The sequence below is a fragment of the Paraburkholderia sp. 31.1 genome (assembly GCF_014397645.1).
GTDB classification, from domain to species: Bacteria; Pseudomonadota; Gammaproteobacteria; order Burkholderiales; family Burkholderiaceae; genus Paraburkholderia; species Paraburkholderia tuberum.
Genome location: NZ_VZQN01000002.1, coordinates 25,733 through 44,620 on the forward strand (window position 1 = coordinate 25,733; position 18,888 = coordinate 44,620).

General features: G+C 62.5%; 18 protein-coding genes. 13 read left to right on the top strand and 5 right to left on the bottom strand.

Annotated elements, in window-relative coordinates; all coding sequences use genetic code 11:
• Positions 1-13: 13 nt before the first annotated feature.
• From F6X37_RS01325 to F6X37_RS01340, 4 genes are all read right to left on the bottom strand, one after another.
• On the bottom strand, positions 14-934 hold the full coding sequence (locus F6X37_RS01325; RefSeq protein ID WP_187610044.1) for an ABC transporter permease: 921 nt from the start codon (positions 932-934) through the stop codon (positions 14-16).
• On the bottom strand, positions 927-1,736 hold the full coding sequence (locus F6X37_RS01330; RefSeq protein ID WP_244144794.1) for an ABC transporter ATP-binding protein: 810 nt from the start codon (positions 1,734-1,736) through the stop codon (positions 927-929). Before F6X37_RS01330 ends, F6X37_RS01325 begins: the two co-directional genes overlap by 8 nt.
• A gap of 2 nt (positions 1,737-1,738) precedes the next feature.
• The gene (locus F6X37_RS01335; RefSeq protein ID WP_090804997.1) at positions 1,739-2,758 is read right to left on the bottom strand and encodes an ABC transporter substrate-binding protein; all 1,020 of its coding nucleotides are present in this window, start codon (positions 2,756-2,758) and stop codon (positions 1,739-1,741) included.
• Between the two features lie 477 nt (positions 2,759-3,235).
• The gene (locus tag F6X37_RS01340; protein ID WP_187610045.1) at positions 3,236-4,021 is read right to left on the bottom strand and encodes a GntR family transcriptional regulator; all 786 of its coding nucleotides are present in this window, start codon (positions 4,019-4,021) and stop codon (positions 3,236-3,238) included.
• 254 nt (positions 4,022-4,275) lie between these two features.
• Between F6X37_RS01340 and F6X37_RS01345 the strand changes: the two genes are divergently transcribed.
• The 5 genes from F6X37_RS01345 to F6X37_RS01365 all read left to right on the top strand — a co-directional run bounded on the left by F6X37_RS01345 (position 4,276) and on the right by F6X37_RS01365 (position 9,361).
• On the top strand, positions 4,276-4,545 hold the full coding sequence (locus F6X37_RS01345) for a UxaA family hydrolase (protein WP_018422892.1): 270 nt from the start codon (positions 4,276-4,278) through the stop codon (positions 4,543-4,545).
• Between the two features lie 83 nt (positions 4,546-4,628).
• On the top strand, positions 4,629-5,804 hold the full coding sequence (locus F6X37_RS01350) for a UxaA family hydrolase (RefSeq protein ID WP_018422893.1): 1,176 nt from the start codon (positions 4,629-4,631) through the stop codon (positions 5,802-5,804).
• Positions 5,805-6,030: 226 nt separating this feature from the next.
• Complete coding sequence (gene dctA, locus F6X37_RS01355; protein WP_187610047.1) at positions 6,031-7,365, top strand: C4-dicarboxylate transporter DctA; 1,335 nt, start codon at positions 6,031-6,033, stop codon at positions 7,363-7,365.
• 14 nt (positions 7,366-7,379) lie between these two features.
• A complete protein-coding gene (locus F6X37_RS01360) occupies positions 7,380-8,363 on the top strand; it encodes a hydroxyacid dehydrogenase (protein WP_187610159.1) in 984 nt (327 codons plus the stop codon).
• Complete coding sequence (locus tag F6X37_RS01365; protein WP_187610048.1) at positions 8,360-9,361, top strand: Ldh family oxidoreductase; 1,002 nt, start codon at positions 8,360-8,362, stop codon at positions 9,359-9,361. Before F6X37_RS01360 ends, F6X37_RS01365 begins: the two co-directional genes overlap by 4 nt.
• A gap of 33 nt (positions 9,362-9,394) precedes the next feature.
• Here the strand turns inward: F6X37_RS01365 and F6X37_RS01370 are convergent, their stop codons facing one another.
• Complete coding sequence (locus F6X37_RS01370; protein WP_187610049.1) at positions 9,395-10,441, bottom strand: substrate-binding domain-containing protein; 1,047 nt, start codon at positions 10,439-10,441, stop codon at positions 9,395-9,397.
• A 197-nt stretch (positions 10,442-10,638) separates the two neighbouring features.
• On the opposite strand from F6X37_RS01370, the gene F6X37_RS01375 reads away from it, so the two are divergent.
• From F6X37_RS01375 to F6X37_RS01410, 8 genes are all read left to right on the top strand, one after another.
• Positions 10,639-11,421: an ABC transporter permease gene (locus F6X37_RS01375; RefSeq protein WP_187610050.1), complete on the top strand. Its 783-nt coding sequence runs from the start codon at positions 10,639-10,641 to the stop codon at positions 11,419-11,421.
• On the top strand, positions 11,418-12,326 hold the full coding sequence (locus tag F6X37_RS01380) for an ABC transporter permease (RefSeq protein ID WP_187610051.1): 909 nt from the start codon (positions 11,418-11,420) through the stop codon (positions 12,324-12,326). The genes F6X37_RS01375 and F6X37_RS01380 overlap by 4 nt, the downstream gene beginning before the upstream one ends.
• A gap of 39 nt (positions 12,327-12,365) precedes the next feature.
• Complete coding sequence (locus F6X37_RS01385; RefSeq protein WP_187610052.1) at positions 12,366-13,172, top strand: ABC transporter ATP-binding protein; 807 nt, start codon at positions 12,366-12,368, stop codon at positions 13,170-13,172.
• A 65-nt stretch (positions 13,173-13,237) separates the two neighbouring features.
• The gene (locus F6X37_RS01390; protein ID WP_187610053.1) at positions 13,238-14,296 is read left to right on the top strand and encodes an ABC transporter substrate-binding protein; all 1,059 of its coding nucleotides are present in this window, start codon (positions 13,238-13,240) and stop codon (positions 14,294-14,296) included.
• A 100-nt stretch (positions 14,297-14,396) separates the two neighbouring features.
• A complete protein-coding gene (hisD, locus tag F6X37_RS01395) occupies positions 14,397-15,710 on the top strand; it encodes a histidinol dehydrogenase (RefSeq protein ID WP_187610054.1) in 1,314 nt (437 codons plus the stop codon).
• Positions 15,711-15,753: 43 nt separating this feature from the next.
• Positions 15,754-16,521, top strand: coding sequence for an SDR family oxidoreductase (locus tag F6X37_RS01400; RefSeq protein WP_184066472.1), 768 nt, complete (start codon positions 15,754-15,756; stop codon positions 16,519-16,521).
• A gap of 32 nt (positions 16,522-16,553) precedes the next feature.
• Positions 16,554-17,561 (top strand): galactitol-1-phosphate 5-dehydrogenase, encoded by a 1,008-nt coding sequence (locus F6X37_RS01405; RefSeq protein ID WP_187610055.1) that lies wholly within the window; start codon positions 16,554-16,556, stop codon positions 17,559-17,561.
• A gap of 163 nt (positions 17,562-17,724) precedes the next feature.
• Positions 17,725-18,795, top strand: a complete 1,071-nt coding sequence (locus tag F6X37_RS01410; protein ID WP_187610056.1) for a DNA-binding protein — start codon at positions 17,725-17,727, stop codon at positions 18,793-18,795.
• The last annotated feature ends 93 nt before the right edge of the window (positions 18,796-18,888 follow it).

Consider the following 18,888-nt stretch of genomic DNA (forward strand, 5'->3'; position numbering starts at 1 on the left):
TGCACGCCATGCTTCACGACTGCATGCCCCAGCGTTGCACGGTATGGCGTTCGAGTACGCGGAAGATCAGGTTCTCGACGGCGAGGCCAATCAGAATCACTGTGAACAGACCCGCGAACACGTTCGCGATGTCGAGCAGGTTCTTGTTTTCGTAGATGAACCAGCCGAGGCCGCCGGAACCCGAACTCACGCCGAACACGAGTTCCGCGGCGATCAGCGTGCGCCACGCGAAGGCCCAGCCGATCTTCAGGCCGGTCAGAATGCTCGGGAACGCAGCGGGCACCAGAATCGCGGCGACGTAGCGCCCGCCGCGCAAGCCATAGTTGCGCCCGACCATTTTCAGCGTGTTGCTCACCGACAGAAAGCCCGAGTGCGTATTCAACGCGACCGACCATGTCACCGAATGTACGAGCACGAAGATCAGGCTGCCGTTGCCGAGCCCGAACCAGATCAGCGCGAGCGGCAGCAGCGCGATGGCGGGCAGCGGGTTGAGCATCGAGGTCATCGTTTCGAGAAAGTCCGTGCCGATGCGCGAGGTGATCGCGGCGGCCGTCAGCAACGCGGCCAGCAGCAGACCGCAGCCGTAGCCGAGCAGCAATACGTGGATCGACGCCCATGCCTTGCCGGGCAGTTCGCCGTTTGCGATGCTCGTGCAGAACGCGTCGACGGTCGCGCTGAAAGTGGGAAACAGCAACGGATTGTTGAGCCAGCGTCCGTAGCCTTCCCAGACCAGCGCGAGCAGCGCGAGGATCAGGAACTTGCGCAGCCAGCTCTGGTTGTACAGGCGCTCGAACGGTGACAGCGGCTTTTCGACGACGCTGAAATGCTGTGCATCGCTGGGTTCGCGAATGATCTCGCCGCGCGGCGCGCGCGTGATCATGTCGTCACGGGACGGATGGACGGATGAGGAACCGTGTGCGGTAGCGTCAGACATTCTCTGCCTCGTGGATTTCGTCTTCGAACAGCATGTGCTGGATGCGTTTTTCGAGCGTGGCAGCGGATTCGCCTGCCGCCGCCGTATCGAGTTCTGCCTTGACCTGCCCCGGGTGCGGCGACAGCAACAGAATCCGGCTGCCGACCTTGATCGCTTCCGGAATCGAATGCGTGACGAATAGCACGGTGAAGCGCGTTTCCTGCCATAGCGTCAGCAGTTCGTCCTGCATCTTGCGGCGCGTGAGCGCATCGAGTGCGGCGAACGGCTCGTCCATCAGCAGGATGTCCGGTTCCATCGCCATGCCGCGCGCAATCGCCACGCGCTGCTTCATGCCGCCCGATAACGTATGCGGATGGCTGTCCGAGAATTTCGTGAGGTTGACCTTGTCGATGTAATGCATCGCGCGCTGTTCCGCTTCGCGCGCCGACAGCCGGTGCGAAGCGAGCAGCGGAAACATCACGTTCTGCTTGACCGTCTTCCACGGCAGCAACTGGTCGAATTCCTGAAAGACCATCATCCGGTCGGGGCCCGGCTTCGTCACCGTCTTGCCCTTCAGCGTGATCGAACCTTCCGTCGGCAGCAGATAGCCGCCGACGCTCTTGAGCAACGTCGACTTCCCGCAACCCGATGGCCCAAGCAAAACGAAACGGTCGCCTTCGAATACCTGAAAGTCGACGCGATACGTTGCCATCACGAGATGCCGCGGCGTCTTGTATTGCAGCGTTACGCCGGCGACATCCAGTAACGGCATGCCGCTCGGCGAGGATGTGGCGCGGGTGGCTCCAGCACGCGTGCGATGCATGATCAACTCCCTTGAAGCGATTGGGCGGTCGGAAAGAACATGTCCTTCCACGAGGCGGGTTTGGTCTTGATCAGGCCCGTGCGTGCCATGAAATCCGCGTATTTGAGCGTGTTTTCGGGCGTGGTCGTGAAGGCGACATCGGGCGACGAAATCATCTTTTCGATGTCGGCGACATTGCTCTTGTCCTTGCTGATGCGCAGGTAGGCGAGTGCGGCCGCGTGCTTGTCCCTGGTGATCTGCGCTTCGGCATCGTCGAGCGCGGCCATGAAGGCTTGCACGAGTTTCGGATTCTGTTGATAGAACTTCGTCATGCACCAGACCAGATTGAATGTCGACTTGCCGCCCAGAACGTCATACGAATTCACAACGGTGCGCACGCCAGGGTGGGCCAATTCCTGTTCCTGAAAGGGCGGCGAGCCGAAATGCGCGGTCACTTCGCTATTGCCCGACAGCAGCGCCTGCTGCGCATCGGGATGAGCCAGCGAGACAGTGTATTTATCGAGCTGCCCCTGGTTGCCGGCGCCGAAGGCCTTTTCCGCGGCCATTTGCAACGTGATTGCCTGGATCGACACCTTCGCTGCGGGCAGCGCGATCTTGTCCTTGCCGGTGAAGTCTTTCAACGTTTTCACCGTCGGATTGTTGGTGTTCAACAGCAGCGGCATCGAATTGATCGCCGACAGCGCCTTGACCTCGACGGGCGTGCCGCGCGTACGCGCCCACAGCAGCACGAGCGGCGCGACGCCGCCTGACGCGATCTGCAACGAATCGGACAGCAGCGCGTCGTTCATCACGTTGCCGCCCGCGAATTCGACCCATGACACTTTCAGATTCGGCACGCCCAGTTGCGCGGCGTGCTTTTCGATCAGCTTCTGATCCTGCATCAGCATCAGCGGCAAATAGCTGACGCCGTATTGGCGCGCGATCCGGATCTCCGACAGTTCGGCGCGGGCGGGCGCACTGGTGAGAGCTGCGCCGAGAGCGAGCAGCGTTGAGAGAAATACGGCAACTTTACGAAGGCTCATCGCTGGACACTCCTTGCGACAGGAACGGCACGGCCAATCTGTTGAAATGCGACACCGGATAAACCGGATGGGTGGGGGCTGCGTGTGCCTATTCGGTCTCGCGTGGCTGCGGCCGGCGCAACGCATGCGTCACGCGGCAAGGCGCGACATGAAGGACATGAGCGGGATGACGATGAGGCGGGGTACGCATCGTGAGTGTCTCCTTGTTGCCGGCCTGCTCGCGACAAAACGGTTTGCGCGACGCGGCCGGAATCAGGTTCACAGATGGTGTGTTGTGGGCAACCGGATCGCGCGTGAAACGCCTTGCTTCGGTGACCGTGGCATTCAGCGAATTCAGTGCCGTGTGATTTAACTCATCTGTATGAGTAGCGAGTGTAGGTGATCGTGCTGTTGATTGCAAATGCGGGAAAACGTGACATGTGCGGCGCGCGGCCGGCGGCTTTTGGCGCTGCGCACCGCGCTTGGCTTCTGGCCTTGTCAGAGCGGCTCTTCGTGCGATGCCGAAGCACCGACGTATTCGTAGCGTGCGGTGTTCGCATGCGAGATCCGCACTTCGACGGGCGCCTGATGGTACGAATACGCGACGCGCCGCACTTCAAGAAGCGGTGTGCCGTGCGGCACTTCCAGCAGCTTGCTTTCGAGTTCATTGGCTACCGCGACGCGCACGCGTTCCTCGGTGCCGAGCACGTTGATGTTGAACGCATCCTGATAGAAGTTGTACAGCGTGCTCGGCCGGCTGCGCAGCGCGGCTTCCGTCAGGCCCGGAAAACGCGCCTCGGGTACGGTGATGTTGTCGATCATCACCGTTTCGCCATGCAGCGCCAGACGGTTGATGAACGTGAACACGCGCGCGCCCGTTTCGACTTTCAGCAGCGTCGCGATATCGCGCGTAGCCTTGGCCTTCCTGAACTGCACGAGCGTTACGCTCGGGTAGGTCTTGTCGCCGTCCTGGCGGACGATGCGGAAGAAGCGGAAGAAATGACGATCACGCTGGTGTTGCGCGACGAAAGTACCGAGCCCCTGATGCCGCACCAGAATGTTGTCGGCCACCAGTTCGTCGATTGCCTTGCGCAGCGTGCCGATCGATACGCCGAAGCGTTCGGCCAGCCGCTTTTCCGAAGGAATCGTTTCGCCGCCCTTCCATTCGTGCGCGGCCAGCGCGGCCAGCATCGCATTCTTCACTTCCTTGTAGCGCGTGCCGCCGATTGCCGGCGTGGTGGCCGCACCGTTCGGTAGATTGATACCCGTCGTCAACGTATTCATCGATCTCATCCTGTCGTTGCATCTTCATTGCTGCTGTCTTTCAATTGATTCTACTTCATATGGTTCATCAAACACATATAGATGATCTGGTTGACATATGCAAATGTGCCGCCTAAGATGGGTTCACGCAGGCGAACCAAACCGTACCAACAGACTGGAGACAACTGATGAGCCACACCGCAGCAGGTGCACCGCAACAATCCGGTGAAGGATCTTCCGCCGGCCCTTCGTCAGATCGCAAAACGATTCATATCGTGCTGCACGAAGCGAAAGACACCGTCGGTGTGGCGGTTGTCGAAGGCATCAAGGCGGGCACCCAATTGAACGCGTGGATCATGGACGACGACGAGCTCGTGACGATCTCGGCGAAACAGAACATTCCGATCGGTCACAAGGTGGCGCTAAAAGACATGGCGGTCGGCGACACGGTGTTCAAGTACGGCGTGGACATCGGCAAGGTCGTTGCGCCGATCCGCGCGGGTGAACATGCGCATGTTCACAACATCAAGACGAAGCGCTGGTAGCCGGCGCGAGGATCGACCAGCTCGCGCATCGACATTGCGAGCGAGCTTCCCCACTCAACAGAGCCAGATCGAAGAGAGCCACCATGAGCGTGATTGACCAGAACACCACTTTCCGCGGGTTTCGCCGTTCCAATGGACGCGTCGGCGTGCGTAACCATGTGATCATCCTGCCCGTCGACGATTTGTCGAACGCCGCCGCGCTGGCCGTCGAAACGGCCATCAAAGGCACGATGGCGCTACCGCATCCATACGGCCGCCTGCAGTTCGGCGCCGACCTCGATCTGCATTTCCGCACGCTGATCGGCGCCGGCTGCAACCCGAACGTCGCGGCGGTCGTCGTGATCGGGATCGAGGAAGGCTGGACCAAACGCGTCGTAGACGGCATTGCGAAGTCAGGCAAGCCGGTGATGGGCTTCGGCATCGAACTGCATGGCGATCACGATACGATCATGCGTGCGTCGAAAACCGCGAAAGAGATGGTGCAGTACGCCACGTCTCTCGATCGCGAAGAATGCCCGATTTCGGACCTGTGGGTATCCACGAAGTGCGGCGAATCCGATACCACGTCCGGCTGCGGCGCGAACCCGACTGTCGGCAATGCGTTCGACAAGCTCTATGGGTTGGGCACGACGCTCGTCTTCGGCGAGACGTCCGAACTTACGGGCGGCGAGCAGATCGTTGCCGCGCGTTGCGCGAACGACCAGGTGCGCGAGCGCTTCCAGTTCATGTTCGACCGCTATCAGGACATGATCAACCGCTGGAAGACCGACGATCTGTCGGAGTCGCAGCCGACCAAAGGCAACATCGCGGGCGGCCTGACGACCATCGAAGAAAAAGCGCTGGGCAATATCCAGAAGATCGGCAAGAAGTGCAGAGTCGACGGCGTGCTCGACAAGGCCGAGGAACCGACGGGGCCAGGCTTGTGGTTCATGGATTCGTCGTCAGCCGCGGCCGAGATGGTGACGCTGTGCGCCGCGTCGGGCTTTGCCGTGCATTTCTTCCCGACCGGGCAGGGCAACGTGATCGGCAATCCGATCGTGCCTGTCATCAAGATTTGCGCGAACCCGCGTACGGTGCGCACGATGAGCGAGCATATCGACGTGGATGTGTCGGGACTGTTGCAGCGCGAACAGAATCTCGATCAGGCTGGCGACAAGCTGCTGGAATCGATGCTGCGCACCGCGAACGGGCGCTTTACGTCGGCGGAAGCGCTCGGCCACCGCGAGTTCGTGTTGACGCGCCTGTTCGAAAGCGCGTAATTTCTCCGGCCCGTCCTCGCGACGGGCCGCACTGCATAGCGCATGAATCCTGATCGCGCAGGCGGCTGCGATGACAGTTAGCTTCGCGTCAGCTTCGGATCCCCTGTATTCAATGGAGTTTTCGCAGCAGCGCGCGCACGCGTGACGTCTCGGGCCCGAGAAGCCCGGCACGCGCCGCACGGCGCTGTTCCATTTTCCAGCAGCAGCGAGTGGAGGAGACACCATCTTGCGCGTGCTAAAACATCTTTACGTGCAGGTTCTGATCGGACTTGCGGCAGGCATTCTCGTCGGTTATTTCTGGCCGGATCTCGGCGTCCAGATGAAGCCGTTCGGTGATACCTTTATCCGGCTCATCAAGATGCTGATCACGCTGGTGATCTTCTGTACCGTCTCCGTCGGCATCGCGCGGATGGAGAATCTCAAGCAGGTCGGGCGCGTCGGCCTCAAAACCATCGTGTACTTCGAAGCGGTGACGACGGTGGCGCTCGTCATCGGCCTTGTCGTCGCCAATCTGCTGCACCCCGGCTCCGGGCTGAACATCGATCCGAAGACGCTCGATACGCATGCAGTCAGCCATTACGTGACGGAAGTTCACGCGCAGTCGAACACCAGCTTCCTCGAAGAGATCGTGCCGAATTCGGTCGTGGGCGCGTTCGCGCGGGGCGATCTGTTGCAGGTGTTGCTGTTCTCGGTGTTGTTCGGCATCGCGCTATCGATCATGTCGCGGCGCAGCCGCTTCCTGTCGCGCGTGATCGAACAGAGCGGCGAAGCGCTGATGCGGATCGTCGAAATGATCATGCGCCTGGCTCCCCTTGGCGCGTTCGGCGCGATGGCGTTCACAGTCGGAAAATATGGCATTTCGACGTTGCAGCAACTCGGTCTGTTGATCGTGTGCTTCTATCTGACGAGCTTTCTCTTCATCGCCCTGGTGCTGGGCACGATCTGCCGCTGGGCGGGCGTGGGGTTGTGGCCGCTGCTCAAGTATCTGCGTGAGGAACTGCTGATCGTATTGGGCACGTCTACAACGGAATCGGTGTTGCCTCGTTTGATGGAAAAGCTCGAACGGCTTGGGTGTCCGAAGCCGGTAGTCGGGCTCGTGCTGCCGACGGGCTATTCGTTCAACCTCGACGGCGCCGCGATCTATCTGACGATGACCTCGCTCTTCATCGCGCAGGCCACCAATACCCATCTCACGCTACTGCAACAGATCGGGCTGCTGGCGATATTGATGGTGACGTCAAAGGGCGGCGCGGGCGTGGCGGGTGCGGCGCTGGTCGCACTGACGGCGACACTGTCGACGCACAACATCATTCCGGTTGCGGGCATTACGCTGATACTCGGTATCGATCGCGTGCTCAACGAGGTTCGCGCGATCGTGAACATGATCGGCAATGCGGTGGCGACGATTGTCGTCGCCCGCTGGGAAGGCGCATTCGATGTGCAGGCCGCGCGCAAACTGCTGGCCGCGCCGCCGGAAGTTCAACGCGGCGAGCCGCAAGCGAACGCAAGCGACGTCAACGACATGGCGCCGCCCGCGTATGTACAGGAGCGCTCGAATTGAGCACGAACCTGAATATGAATCCGCGCGCGACGCGCAAGAAGATCGTCATCAGCGAATTCATCGATGCTTGCGCAGTCGCAGCGCTCAGCGAGCACTTCGACGTGCATGCCGATGCGTCGCTTGTCGATCAACCCGTTGCGTTGAACGCGTTGCTGGCCGATGCCGACGCGCTGATCGTGCGCAATCGCACGCAGGTAAGGGCCGCGCTGCTCGATGCCGCGCCGCGTCTGAGCGTAGTCGGGCGTCTGGGCGTCGGGCTCGACAACATCGATCTGGACGCATGCGCGCAACGCAACGTATCGGTGTTCCCGGCGACGGGTGCGAATGCACGCGCGGTGGCCGAGTACGTGCTCGCCACGGCACTGATGCTGCTGCGCGGTGCATACCGTTCGAGCATGGAGGTCGCGGCGGGCAAATGGCCGCGCGCGGCGCTTTCGAATGGCCGCGAAGCGGCGGGTAGCACGCTTGCCGTCATCGGCTTCGGCGGCATCGGGCAACTCGTTGCGCAGCTCGCTCGCGCGCTGGGCATGCAGGTGCTCGCCTACGATCCGCTGCAGCCGGCCGACGCGGCGTGCTGGGCCGCGACCGGCGCGCGCCGCGTGAGCATCGACGAAGCGTTGCGTGCCGCCGATGTGATCACGCTGCATGTGCCGCTCGTCGACAGCACGCGCAATCTGCTCGGCGCATCGCAACTCGCGGCGCTGAAGCGCCACGCGATTATCGTCAACACGTCGCGCGGCGGGATCGTCGATGAAGCGGCGCTTGCCTTGGCGTTGCGCGAAGGCCGCATCGGCGGCGCGGCGCTCGACGTTTTCAACGATGAGCCGCTCGCCGCCCGTTCCCCGCTGGCCGACGCACCAAACCTCATTCTCACGCCGCACATTGCGGGGCTGACCATGCAGTCGAACGAACGTGTCAGCACGCTCGTTGCGGCGCGCGTGACGGAGGCCCTGCTTGCGCAGCGTGCTTCACACGTAACCGAAGGAATTTCACGATGACGCGAGTCTCAGCCGACGAACTTCTCGAACTCGCGACGCGCGCCGTCCGCAACGCGGGCGCAACGCCGGAGACCGCGACGGCCACGGCCCGCGCGTTGGTGTATGCGGACTCGTGCGGGTTGTCGTCGCACGGTGTTTCGCGTTTGCCGATGTACGTCGCGCAGTTGCGCAACGGGCGCGTCGATCCGCAGGCGAAGCCCTCCATTGTTGCGACGCGCAACGCCGCCGTGCTCGTCGATGCCGCCGATGGCATGGCGTTTCCCGCCTGCGCGCTTGCTGTCGAGACCTTGATCGGCCGTGCGCGCGAACACGGCAGCGCAGTGGCGAGCGTGACCCGCAGCCATCATTTCGGCGTCGGCGCATATCACCTGGAGGCGATCGGCGCGGCGGGCATGGTGGGCCTTGCGTTCAGCAATTCCCCGGCGGCGATGCCCGCGTGGGGCGGGCGTCATGCGCTATTCGGCACCAATCCCATTGCCGCCGTGTTTCCGCGCCGCAATGGCGACGCATTGATGGTCGACCTGTCGCTGTCGCAAGTGGCGCGCGGCAAGATCATGGTTGCGGCGCGCGCTGGCAAGCCCATACCGTCCGGCTGGGCGACCGCCCGTGACGGTACGCCGACCACCGACGCCAAGGCGGCGCTCGACGGCATGATGCTGCCGTTCGGCGGCGCGAAAGGCGCGATGCTCGCGCTGATGGTCGAACTGCTGGCGGCGGCGCTGGCGGGCGCGAACTTCGGCTATGAAGCGGGATCGTTCCTGACCGAGGAGGGGGCACGCTCGCGGATCGGCCATCTGTTCTGGGCCATCGATCCGGGCGCGCTGGCGGGCAATGAGATGTACGTAGAACGGGTCGAGGCGCTTGTCGCGGCGATGTTGCAGGATGCGGATGTCCGTTTGCCAGGGCAACGGCGGCATGCGTTGGCCGACGCGGCAAGCCGCGATGGAATCGAGATTCCCGATGCGTTGCTCACACAGTTGCAGACCTTGGTCGCGTGATGCGCGAATCCGCCGAAAGGAACCAGGCGCACTTCACGCGGGCGCCGGGCCGCTCGTGCCACGCACGATCAGTTCGATCGGCAGACACTCGCGCTGCGGCGGCACGCCGTCCGAGAGCCAGCGCAGCAGTGCGCGGGCGACGCGTTCGCCGAGTTCGTAAGTGGGCAACAGCACGGTAGTGAGACCTGGCGTGATCTGCGAGACGATGGGCAGATTGTCGCAACCGACAATCGATAACTGCTGCGGCACGGCGATACCGGCCGATTGCGCTTCGAACAGGCAACCCAGCGCGAGCACGTCATTGCCGCAGAAAATGGCGGTTGGAGCAGGGCGCAATTGCGTCAGTAGCTTGAGCCCGGCGCGACCGCCTTCGAAGCCGAATGGCTGTTCGATGATGTTCGCATCAGGCAGACGGATCTCGTGCTGTGCAAGGGTTCGCCGGAAGCCTTCGATCCGCTGACGCGCGCGGTCGTTATGGCGCGTGAAGCCCGAGATCACGCCGAAGCGGCGATGACCGAGTTCGAGCAGATGTTCAGCGGCCAGTTGCCCGATCAACTGGTTGTCGAAGCCAATCGACGGCGGTGTATCTGCGTCGCCGCTGCCGGCTGCGCCGGGGCGCTCGGCGTGCGACCAGGTCAGCAGCAGCGCGACGTGGCTCGCGCGAATCAGTTCATAGGTTTGCGGCGCATGGTCGGTGCCGACCAGAACGATTGCGTCGACAGCACGTTCCAGCAGCGCGCGCACGACTTCGATTTCCGCGGACAGGTTGTACTCGTGCGCGGAGATCAGCAACTGATAGCCGGAATTCGACAGTGTGGTTTGCAAGCCTTGCACCGCACGCGCGAAGATCGCGTTGTCGAGCGTCGGCACGATTGCGCCGACCATTCGCGCACGGCCCAGCGCAAGCGCGCGCGCCGCGCCGTCGGGCACATATCCCAGCGTGGCGATCGCATCACGGATGCGCGCGCGCGTGTCCGCTTTCACCATGTCGGGGTTGGAGAGAGCGCGCGACACAGTTGCCGTCGAGACGCCGGCGAGTGTGGCGACATCGCTGATACGGGCGCGTGGCAAGGTATTCATTGCGGCAGATCAGACCGGTTTGGATAGGCTCAATTGATTGTAGTGCCCGATTGCAAGCGAACGACAGTACAACATCATTCGAATCGGTATAAATCCCGATGTGACCCGTGATCATAGCGTCTATATTCAAATGCAAGCGGTTACATTCCATTGCGCGGCGCGTTGCATTTCACGCCGCTGAACAGGCAGGAGACAATGTGTTCCCCGCATTCCGTTCACCGCGCTTCCTCTGCAGCATCGGCACGCTCGCAGCAACGCTCGCCGCGTGGTACGTGCTGACGGCTCTCACAGGCATCGTCGCAGCGTCGAGATTCCCCACTCCGTTCGATACCTGGCAGGCGCTTGCCCAGGTGGTGACGGACGGTTATGCCGACGGCCGTCTCGACCAGCACATCGTGCAGAGCGTGAAGCTCGTTCTATACGGCTTCGCGACGGCGGCGGTGACGGGCGTGCCGCTCGGCCTATGGATGGGCTACTCGCCGCGTGCGCAAGCGTTCTTCAACCCGATCTTTCTGCTGTTGCGACCCATTCCGCCGCTCGCGTGGATTCCGCTCGCGATCGTCTGGCTTGGACTCGGCGACTCCGCGAAGGTGATGGTGATCTGGTTCGCGGCGTTCGTGCCATGTGTGATCAACAGTTTCGCGGGCGTGCGCAATCTCGACGTGCCGATGCTCGAAGCCGCCGAGATGCTGGGTTTGCGGCGTTCGCGCTTCGTGCTGGAAGTGATGATTCCCGGCGCGCTGCCGATGATTTTCACAGGCTTGCGCCTGTCATTGCAGGCTTCATGGACGACGCTCGTGGCGGGCGAACTGATCGGTGCGGTCAAAGGTCTCGGGCATCTGCTGACGCAAGGCTCGCTCGACATCTATCCGGCGATGATCGTCGTTGCGATGCTGACGGTCGCGCTGTGTGGATGGTTGATGACGGTCGCGCTCGGGCAAATCGAACGGCAACTCATGCCTTGGAGAGCGAACAGATGAAACCGGGTCATCTGCGCGGTGTCGCGCATCCTGACATCGAGCCCGTCGGCGTCGATCGCGAGTCCGGCAGTGCGGCACGCACGTTGCGCCAGCGCAAGATGGTCAGCGAGCCTGGGCGTGCTGTGGCTCGACGCAACGTGCCGCTCTGGACGCTGAATGCCGCGGGGCTGATCGCATTCTTCGGCATCTGGTGGCTGGCATCGGCAGCAGAACTCGTCCCCGCGATCTTTCTACCGACGCCGCTTGCAGTCGTTCACAAGTTTGCCCATCTGCTCACGCATCCGTTTGTCGGTTACACGCTCGAAGTGCATCTGTGGTCGAGCTTGCAGCGCTATCTGATAGGCTTTTTGCTGGCCGTCGCGCTGGGCGTGCCGCTCGGTCTGATGATGGGCTGGTTCCGCTGGCTCGACTACTGCGTGACGCCGCTGTTCGAAACCGTGCGTTTCATCGCGCCGATTGCATGGGTGCCGTTTGCCGCGTTGTGGTTCGGCACGGGCATCGGTGGCCCGGTGCTGATCATTTTTGCGGGTGCGTTTCCGCCGTGCGTCGTCAATGCTTATCGCGGTGCGCAGCAGGTCGACGGCAGGCTGCTCGAAGCGGCGCGCATGCTCGGCGCGTCGAACCGGATGATCGTCTGCGAAGTGCTGCTGCCAGGCGCGTTGCCATCGGTGATCGCAGGTGTGCGCGTCGCGGCGGGACTGGGCTGGATGTCGCTGGTCGGCGCCGAACTGATCGTCGCGTCGAGCGGCATTGGCTACATGATGGTCAAGGGACAAGCGGCAATCGACACTGCGACGGTGATGAGCGCGATGATCGCAATCGGTATGGTGGGCGCGGCAATCGACCTGCTGCTTGGACGCATCGAAGCGTACGCGATGCGCAACCGGCGCGTGGCCCGGCACTAGCACCGTGGCTTCACTCTCTCAACCGTGACGGAGCGCACGATGAGCATGATTCGTTTCAATGATGTGTCCCGCATGTTCAGGCGCGACAAGGCGAGCGTCGTCGCGCTGGAACACGTCGAACTGGAAATCGCCGACAAGGAATTCGTTGCGATCGTCGGGCCGTCGGGCTGTGGCAAGACGACGTGTCTGCGGATGGTCGCGGGTCTCGAGTTTCCGACTTCGGGCAGCGTGACGGTGGCGGGCCGCAAGGTGACACGGCCAGGACCCGATCGCGCGGTCGTCTTTCAGCAGTTCGCGCTGTTCCCGTGGAAGACAGTGTGGGACAACATCGATCTCGGCTTGCGCGCGAAGGGCATGGCCGCCGACGCAAGACGCGAAACGATCGAACGCTATCTGTCGCTGATGAATCTGCGCGGCTACGAGCAGGCGTATCCGCATCAACTATCGGGCGGCATGCAGCAGCGCGTCGCGATCGCGCGCGCGTATGCGCTCGACCCCGGCGTGCTGCTGATGGACGAGCCGTTCGGCGCGCTCGATGCCCAAACCCGGGTCGTCATGCAGGAAGAACTGGTGCGGCTCACGCGCGTGAATCCGCGCACGGTGCTGTTCATCACGCACGCGGTCGAAGAGTCGGTGTATCTCGCGGATCGCGTCGTCGTGATGACGGGCCGGCCGGGGCGCGTGAAAGAAGTGATCGATGTGAAGTCCGTGCGCGAGCAGCATGGCTGGGACGCGTGCAAGCGGATCGAAGACGTGATGGATCTCGAATCGTTCGTCCGGTTGCGCACGCATATCTGGAAGTCGTTGCGCGACGAACACGGCGCTGTCGAACGTATCGCTGCATGAAGCTGCATAAAACTGCCACCGGTTCCAACGGCTGAGCGCAATACCCCATAAAACAGGAGACCAACATGAAACGTCTGCGTGCGATCCCTTTCATCGCGTTGCTCTGCGCGGGCAGTGCGGCGTTGCCGGGCACGGTGTGGTCCGCCGATCTCACTCTGATCAGGGTCAGCTATCAGCCCGCGCTGTATTGGGCGTTGCCGTTCTATGTCGCAACCGAAAAAGGGTGGTGGGCAGAGGTCGGATTGAAGCCCGAGTTTTCGGTGTTTCCCGCCGGCGTGCCGCAGATTGCGGCGGCGGCGTCGAAATCCTGGGACGTGGGCGGCACGGGTTCCGTGCCGGCGGTGCTCGGCTATAAGCGCTTCGGCATTCAGGTGATCGGCCTGACAAACGACGAATCGCAGGGCAACGTTCTGATGGCGAGCAAGGCGCGTTATGACGCGGTGCGCCGCAATCCGGCGTCGCTGAAAGGCCAAACCATCGTGTTGACGTCCAACTCGACGGGTGATTACGCGGTACAGGCATGCCTGAAAAAGTATGGGCTGACGAAGGCTGACGTGACGCTCAAGAACATGGGCCAGGCCGAGATCATTTCCGCTGTGTCGTCGGGCAATGCTGATTACGCGGGCGTGTGGGCGCCGTATGACTATACGCTCGAAGAGAAGGCGGGCGCGCGCGTGTTGTGTTCCGGTAAGGACGGCGGCGCATCGGTGCCCGGCGCGCTCGTCACGCGTGGCGAATTCGAGAAGCAGCATCCCGATGAGGTGGCAAAGTTTCTCGCCGTCTATCTGCATGCATGGGCGTGGATGAAGGCGCACCCTGACCAGGCCGTCGCGATGATGAAGAAGTTTTACCAGGAGGGCGGCGTCAACATCAGCGACGATTCGATGCGCAAGGAATTCGCTACGCGCCCGACCTTCGACCTGAAGCAGCAACTCGCCGCGATGGACCGCACGAAAGGCGCATCGCAGGCCGACGATTCGTTCACGAAGATCGCGCAGTTCATGCATGCATCGGGCGCGCTCGCGTCCGTCCCCGAAGCAAAAGACTATATCGACGACAGCGCGATGAAGCGTGTGTTGGGCGACCCTAAACTCGCGGCGTTCGCAATGGACGGCAGCAAATAACGCGCGGTCGCGATCGCGCAAAAAGGCCACGGTGTGGCCTTTTAAAAGCCCCTCGCTGCAAGCGCTTGCATTATTTTTAACATCGATGAAGGAGAAGGCGATGAGCGTGACTTACCTGAAGAAAGCAGCCAAGACGCCGGAAACCGAGACCGCGGCGGCGCAACAGGTCGTCGGTGAAATGCTTGCGCAGATTCAGGCGCATGGCGAAGACGCCGCGCGTGCGTATGCGAAGAAACTCGATAACTGGGACGGTCCGATCATCGTCTGCGCCGATGAGATCGAACGGCGTGCGCTCGAAGTGCCCGCGCACGTGAAGGCCGATATCGATTTCGCCGCGCAACAGGTATTCGACTTCGCGCTCGCACAGCGGCGCTCGATTGGGGATTTCTCGGTCGAACTGTATCCAGGCGTGACGGCAGGGCAAAAAGTGGTGCCCGTCAACGTGGTCGGCTGTTATGCGCCTGCTGGCAGGTACGCGCATATCGCGTCGGCATACATGGGCGTTGCGACTGCCAAGGCAGCGGGCGTGAAAACGGTGATTGCCTGTTCGAGCCCGTTTCGCGGAGGCGGCATCCATCCGTATGTGCTGTATGCGTTCAAGGCGGCAGGCGCCGATGTCGTGATGACGCTGGGAGGCGTGCAGGCGATCGCGTCGATGGCGTATGGGCTTTTTACCGGCAAGCAGGCGGACGTTGTGGTGGGGCCGGGCAACAAGTTCGTCGCGGAGGCGAAGCGCGCGCTCTTTGGCAAGGTTGGGATCGACGTCTTCGCGGGGCCGTCGGAAGTTGCGGTGATCGCCGACGCCAGTGCCGACCCGGCGATGGTCGCGAGCGATCTGGTCGGCCAGGCCGAGCATGGCCACGAGTCGCCGGCATGGTTGTTCACGACGTCGAAGGCGCTCGCCGACGAGGTCATTGAGCGGGTTCCGCAACTCATCGATGCGTTGCCGCCGACCGCACACGATGCCGCAGGCGCCGCGTGGCGCGACTACGGCGAAGTGATCCTGTGCGACACGCGAGAGGAAGTGGTGGACGTGTCTGACCGCTATGCATCGGAACACCTCGAAGTGCAGGCTGCCGATCTGGACTGGTGGCTCGAACATCTGACCTGCTACGGCTCGCTCTTTCTCGGCGAAGAAACGACGGTCGCATTCGGCGACAAGGCGAGCGGTCCGAATCACGTTCTGCCCACCAAGGGCGCAGCGCGCTATTCAGGGGGGCTCTCGGTGCACAAGTTCGTGAAGACGCTGACGTGGCAGCGCATGACGCGCGATGCGGCGAAGCGCATCGGCGAAGTGACGGCGCGTATCTCGCGGCTCGAAGGCATGGAAGCCCACGCCCGTACCGCTGACGACCGCCTGCAGAAGTACTTTCCCGACGAAGCGTTCGTGCGTGGCGAACCGGTACAGGTATGAACGCCATCGGCATGTGCAATCGGTACGACGAAGGAGGACACCGTTGAATATCGCTCGACTATTCGACCTGAATGGCAGAACCGCGCTCGTGACCGGCGGCAACTCGGGCGTCGGCGAAGCGATGGCGCGCGCGTTGGGCGGGGCGGGTGCGCGCGTCGTGCTGGTGGCGCGGCGAAGTGATGCGCTCGACGAAGCGGCAATGCGGCTGCGGGACGACGGTATTGATGCGCACATGCACGCGTGCGATCTCAGCGACGCGCATGCGGCGCGTGCCTGCGCGCTCGATGCAGCGGCACAGCACGGCCAGATTGACATTCTCGTCAACGCGGCGGGCGTCAATCTGCGTCAACCATTCGATGAAGTGACGCCGCAAGCGTGGCAACAGCAGCTCGCACTGCATCTTGGCGCGCCGTTCTTCATGACGCAGGCGCTCGCACCCTCGATGAAGGCGCGCGGACATGGTCGCATCATCAACATCGCGTCGCTGCAGTCATACCGTGCATTCAACGATAGCGCGCCATACGGCGCGGCGAAGGGCGGTGTCGTGCAATTGACGCGTGCTATCGCGCAGGCGTGGTCACGCTACGGCATCACGTGCAACGCGATTGGGCCGGGCTTTTTCCCCACTGCGCTGACGGCTCCCGTTTTCAACGACGCGCGCGTCGCGGACATGCACGCGCAGAACACGTGCATCGGACGCAATGGACAACTCGACGATCTGTATGGCGTCACGGTGTTTCTTGCGAGTGACGCGTCCGCGTACGTCACGGGCCAGACCATCATGGTCGACGGCGGGTACACCGCGCGGTAGGCGGTAACGCAATTGCACGACGGAGAACGCTTGTGAAAGCACTTGTCTACACGCAGCCCAATGAGGTCCAGTTGCTGGATCGGCCCGAACCGCTGGCAGCCGACGGCGAGGTGATACTCAGGATCGATGCGGTCGGTATTTGCGGCTCCGATATGCATGCATTCCACGGCCACGATCCGCGACGCAAGCCCGGCCTCATTCTCGGTCATGAGTTCGCCGGCACGATCGTGGAGACGCGCGCACCGCATCTGATGAAAGGCTTGCGCGTCACGGGCAATCCGTTGATCACCTGCGGGCACTGTGAATATTGTGTGCAGGGGCGCGACAATCTGTGCGCGAATCGGACGATGGTCGGCATGACGCGTCCGGGTGCATTTGCACAATACATGTCGTTGCCTGCGGGATGCGTTGTCGAAATTCCGCAGGAGATGCCCGCAACGCACGCCGCGGTGACCGAGCCGGCTGCTACGGCGCTGCATGCGCTGAATCTGTCGATGCGCGCGCTGCAAAGACCGTTGCCGGAAGCCCGCGCGCTGGTCATTGGCGGCGGGGCGATTGGATTGCTGTCGGCGTTGTTACTGAAATCGTATGGCTGCCGGTCGGTTGAAATGGCGGAGGTCAATCCGCTGCGTCGACGATCGGCGGAGCAGCATGCGCAGTGCGAGACATGGGATCCGTTGGACGCGCCGGCGCCTGAAAGCCGGTTTGAGTTCGTGATCGATGCCGTGGGCGCAAAGCCGACACGCGCGCTCGCGTTATCGTCGGTGAAGCCTGGCGGCGTCGTGATGCACATCGGCCTCCAGGACTGGGCAAGCGAAATCGATATGCGCAAGCTGACGCTCGCTGAAATCACGCTGCTGGGTACGTACACCTATACGATGGCGGATCTTCGCGCGACGGTTTCGGCGTTGCACGAAGGCGCGTTCGGTTCGCTGGATTGGCTCGACGTGCGGCCGCTCGATGCCGGAAGCCAGGCGTTCGACGATTTGCAGAACGGCAGGACGGCGTCAGGGAAAGTCGTCCTGACGCCGGGCTTCTAAATTTAGTATCCCGTTCCGCTGATAACGATTGAACAATCCGCACGCCAATACGGAACACGACATTATAGTACTAATGTCGTGTTGATGATTGAATAGTGTAGGATATGGTGCGTTTTACGTTGTATTATCAACATATCCATATTCCCCCAAAGCCGCTTCCACCATGACCCTCGAAGCCGACATCGAAGTCGTCCGTCAAAACGCGTCCGACACGCAGACGCTTTATCGCGAGGTCTGCGCGTTGCTGTTTTTCCGTTACGGCGAAACACCGACCGCGAACCGCCTGTACCAGCTGGTGCGCAAAGGCAGCATGAGCGCGCCGGCCAAGGCGTTGCGCGATTTCTGGACCGACGTGCGCGACAAGACGCGTGTGGACGTCGGCCGTCCGGACTTGCCGCCCGAGGTCGCAGCGGCTGCCGGCGAATTGGCGGCCCAGCTGTGGCGTCTGTCGAGCGACGCCGCGAACGCCGCGCTCGACGTGTTCAGGCACGACGCGGACGCGCAAATCGCCGCCGCGCAAGAACAGGCCAAGCAACACGACAGGCAGCGTCAGGACGCCGTCGACAAGGCCGAACAGGCGGCCAACGATGTCGCGACCCTGCGCGCGCGGATTGCCGAACTCGACGCGCGCATCGTCGAGCTGCAGACCACCAACGACATGCTGACGGCGCAACTGGCGACATCGAAGGAAGAAATCGCGGCAGGAGCCGCCGCGCTCGCCGATGCCCGCCGCGATTTCGCCGACGAACTCGCGAAGCTGCGCCGCTCGCACGAGCAGAACGAGCAGCGGCTCGCCGCGGCGGAAAAGCGCGCCTTGCTCGAAATCGACGGTGAACGAGCGGCGGCGCAACGTCTGCGCAAGGAGCTTCAGGCGAGTCACGAGCGGGCGGCGACGCTCGAAGCCGAATCGCGGGCCGAGCGCGACGCGATTCGGGACGAGTTGGCCGCATCAAAGGCAGAACTGGCTGCCTCCGCTGCGCGGCATGCCGCGACCCGCGGGCAGCTTGCGGAAAAGGATGCGTTGCTGGCTGAACGCGTGGCGGCGACCGACCTGTTGCGCGAGCGTATCGGCACGCTCTCGCGGCAGATCGAGACGGCGCGAACAGAAAAAACGTCCGCGCGCCCTGCCCGCCGCGCCCGCGAAACGTCACCCGTGCAGGGCCGCGCGACGGTGGGCTTCTCGGGCGCACCGTTCGTCAAACGTTCGACCAACGCCAAACCACGCGAAGACTGACGACTGCCGGCGTCCCGGCGGCATGTCACCACGCGAGTCGCGATAAGTGGTTACACCTGGTGACGTTCGATAAAAAGTGATCGTCATGGGGCG